This is a genomic window from Gemmiger formicilis, from assembly GCF_016901605.1.
GTDB lineage: Bacteria > Bacillota > Clostridia > Oscillospirales > Ruminococcaceae > Gemmiger > Gemmiger formicilis_B.
The window spans coordinates 1-3,475 of the sequence record NZ_JACJKP010000230.1; the positions used below are offsets into that span (position 1 = coordinate 1).

General features: G+C 57.6%; 4 protein-coding genes. 1 reads left to right on the top strand and 3 read right to left on the bottom strand.

The window, feature by feature from the left end:
- Nucleotides 1-364 precede the first annotated feature (364 nt).
- The 3 genes from H6B10_RS13320 to treR all read right to left on the bottom strand — a co-directional run bounded on the left by H6B10_RS13320 (nt 365) and on the right by treR (nt 2,734).
- Nucleotides 365-955, bottom strand: coding sequence for an AAA family ATPase (locus H6B10_RS13320; protein WP_204652055.1), 591 nt, complete (start codon nt 953-955; stop codon nt 365-367).
- Between the two features lie 55 nt (nt 956-1,010).
- The gene (locus H6B10_RS13325; RefSeq protein ID WP_204652056.1) at nt 1,011-1,568 is read right to left on the bottom strand and encodes a YcxB family protein; all 558 of its coding nucleotides are present in this window, start codon (nt 1,566-1,568) and stop codon (nt 1,011-1,013) included.
- Between the two features lie 416 nt (nt 1,569-1,984).
- Nucleotides 1,985-2,734, bottom strand: coding sequence for a trehalose operon repressor (gene treR / locus H6B10_RS13330; protein WP_207751627.1), 750 nt, complete (start codon nt 2,732-2,734; stop codon nt 1,985-1,987).
- 184 nt (nt 2,735-2,918) lie between these two features.
- Here treR and H6B10_RS13335 point away from each other — a divergent pair.
- Nucleotides 2,919-3,475: glucose PTS transporter subunit EIIB (locus H6B10_RS13335; protein WP_204652057.1), on the top strand; the 557-nt coding region annotated here is incomplete at its 3' end.

The following is a 3,475-nucleotide window of genomic DNA, read 5'->3' on the forward strand; positions in this document are numbered from 1 at the left end:
CAGGTTTTGTCGGAACCGGCGGTCTCGGCGGAAGCGGCCTCGGAAGAAGCGCTTTCCGCAGCGGAAGAACTGGTGGACGGGGTGGAGCCGCAAGCGGCCAGCGACAGCGCCATCACGGCAGCCATGCCCAAAGCAAAGAGTTTTTTCATGGTTTGTTCCTTTCCTCTCTATACAGATTCCGCAGCCCGCGGCCGCGGGGGATGTACGGGCATATACAGAAAAAAGGGCAACAGCAATCCATACGGATGCTATCACCCTTGATAGTTCCCATACATCGTACTTTTGTATTATATCATTTTTCTATCAAAAGTCAAGCTGCAGGGTCATTTTTGGTTTCTTTTTTTAAGTTTCGACGAGTTTCTGCTTACAGTTCCTTTGCCGCGCAGAGCAAAATCTCCAGTGCCTTGTCCAGACCCAGGCGGCTGGTGCAGAGCGTCAGGTCATAGTTGCGGCTGTCGCCGTAGACCTGGCCGGTGTGTTTGGCACAGTAGTTGCGGCGGGCGCGGTCGGCAGAGTCCATATCCTCTTCCAGCTGGTCAAAGGGGGTATCGGGCATCAGTTCCCGCATGTGCATCAGGCGCCAGTTGCGGTCGGCGTGGACGAACACCCGCAGGCAGTGGTCAAATTCCCGCAGGATGTAGTCGGCGTTGCGGCCCACGATGACGCAGCTTTCCTTGTCGGCCAGTTCCCGGATGGCCTTTACCTGGGCGTTCCACAGCTCTTCGCTCAACGGTTTATCGTAAAAATTGAACAGGCTCTGGGTAAAGCCGAACTCATGGGGCACCCGCTCGTCCCAGCGGCGCACCTGTTCGGGGGTCAGGTGGGCGCTGGCCTTGGCGGTGCGCAGGATGATATCCCGGTCATAGTAGGCAATGCCCAGTTCCCGGGCCAGACGGCGGCCCAGTTCGCCGCCGCCGGCGCCGAATTCACGGCCGATGGTAATAATACGTTTCATGGCAAAAACCTCCTTGTGTGGACGGTCAGATTTTCCAATTTTTCCGGTGATGCCCTCAGCGGGTCTGATGGAGCTTGCCCGCCGGCAGGTACCCGCTCAGCAGGTTCCAGGCGGCGTCCGGCCCGCCGGGGATCTGTTCATTGGGCAGCAGATATGCCCGGACGGAAGATACATACACATAGATGGCCTGGGGTGTGCGCCAGGCGCCGTAGACCTGATTCCAGGGGCAGTCCTCGGCAGCCTGAAGCTGGTCCTGGCGGCCTACAGGGCGCATCCGCACCCCCTGTTCCCCCAGTTCCACCCGGTAGGCGGTACGCAGATGGGACAGCCCCATGTGGCGGCTTTCCTGGGCGACGGAGCGGAAAAACATGCCGAAGTAGATCAGCGGCAGGCCCAGCCCCAATACCAGGAAGGCGGTGCCCATGATTTCCGCGCCGGGACGGCGGCCCGCCTGGGCAAAGCAGATCACCGCGAAAACCAGCATCGCCAGGGCGAACACCAAGGGACGCCGCCAGCGTTTTTGCCGCTGCAGCACATCAAAGGCGGCAAAATCGCGGAAAATATCCGCGTCGATCTGCACGGGAACAGACAATTCCACCTGCTTACCAACCATAGGGGCAAAACCTCCGGACCAATTTGCTGCCCTTATGATACCATGCCCCCCGCCGCCAAAGCAAGAGGAAGTTCCTTCTTTACAAAGCCCGACTTTCTTTGCAAAGAAAGTCGGCAAAGAAACTCTGATCAAAAAGGCATGGTCAGACGACCATGCCTTTTTATATATCATTTCCCGTTACGGGGGTTCGGGCACGCCCGAATCAACGGTGGAGAATCGGAAAAACCGATGGAAAAACAGTCTCTCCAGGCGTTTTTCCCGATTTTTTCGATTCGACTTCCCCTTTGGGGGTCTTGGGGGCGTGCAGCCCCTAAGCCGTGCCCCGCGCCTCGGAACTAGCGGCGACTTTTTCGGTTCCTTTTTGGTCGCTCAAAAAGGAACAAAGCTCCGGGCTGCGCGAACCTCGCCTTTCCGTCTTATTTCTTCCGGGTCGCCGTATCCTGAAAACAGAAATAATCCGGCTGGTGGCGGGACTGGGTGTACTCAAACATCAGTCCGTCGGCGTTGAAGGTCTGGTTGGTCACCACCGCCACACAGTCGTAACCGTCCAGGTCCAGCCAGCGGTCGTCGTGGGTGGTGGCGTGTTCCACCGTCATTTTGCGCTTGCTGGTGACGATCTGCATGCCCAGCACATTCTCGATGTATTCATAGATGGACCGGGCCGCAATGTCGGCGGTAAGCCCCGGCACCAGGTCCTGCAAAAAATAGTTGATATCCAGAATCAGGGCCTTGCCGTCCAGATACCGCACCCGTTCCACCGCCCACAGGGCATCCCCGGGGGCAAACCCGCTGCGGGCGGCCAGCTGTTCATCGGCCACAATGCTCTCGAACCGGGTCACCCGGGTCACCGCCTGCAGATGGTTGCGGTGGGCGGTTTCCTGAAACGTTTCGATGCCGCCAATAATAAAGGTAGTCTTGCCCACCGGCTGGAAGATCACCCGCACCCCCTTGCCCTGGATGGGCTGCACGTAACCGTCGTCGATCAGTTCCCCCAGCGCCCGGCGCACCGTGTTGCGGGAACAGTCGTAGGCGCGGATCAGGGTATTTTCCGAAGGCAGCAGGGACTGGTAGGGGTAATCCTGGGCCTCGATCTTCTTTTTGAGGCTGCGGTAGATCCCTTCAAATTTGGCTTTGGGCACGGTAGACACCTCAACTTGTTCAAACATTTTCTCCAGTATACCGTGAAATTGCCCAAGGTGCAAGACTTTTCTTTGTGCTTTGCGCCGAAAATCGGCTTTCCGCCGCTCTTTTTTGTGAAAATCCATTGACTTGTTTGAACAAGTGTCGTATACTCAGAATCACAAAAGGAACTTGTTCAAACAAGTCCAACGGTTGAAGGAGGAAATACTTATGGGCAAATACCAACAGGACGCCAAGGAACTGCTGGAATACGTAGGCGGTAAAGAGAATATCGCCGCGGTTTCCCACTGCGTCACCCGCATGCGGTTCGTGCTCAACGACCCGGCCAAAGCGGACGTGGCCAAGATCGAGGGCATGAAGGTGGCCAAGGGCACCTTTACCCAGGCCGGCCAGTTCCAGGTCATCATCGGCAACACGGTGTCGGATTTCTACAACGATTTCATTGCGGTGTCGGGCATCGAGGGCGTTTCCAAAGACGCGGTGAAGAGCGCCGCCAAGCAGAACCAGAATCCGCTGCAGCGCATCATGACCGCCCTGGCCGAGATCTTCGCCCCGCTGATCCCCGCCATCATCACCGGCGGTCTGATCCTGGGTTTCCGCAACTGTATCGACAGCCTCTACCTGTTCGAGAACGGCACCAAGACCCTGTGTGACATCAGCCAGTTCTGGGCCGGCATGGACAGCTTCCTCTGGCTGATCGGCGAGGCCGTCTTCCACATGCTGCCGGTGGGTATCTGCTGGTCGGTGACCAAAAAGATGGGCACCAC

Excerpts from the sequence above, each read along its gene's own strand:
- H6B10_RS13320 (WP_204652055.1), bottom strand. The coding sequence starts at position 955 with ATGAAACGTATTATTACCATCGGCCGTGAATTCGGCGCCGGCGGCGGC.
- H6B10_RS13325 (WP_204652056.1), bottom strand. The coding sequence starts at position 1,568 with ATGGTTGGTAAGCAGGTGGAATTGTCTGTTCCCGTGCAGATCGACGCG.
- treR (WP_207751627.1), bottom strand. The coding sequence starts at position 2,734 with ATGTTTGAACAAGTTGAGGTGTCTACCGTGCCCAAAGCCAAATTTGAA.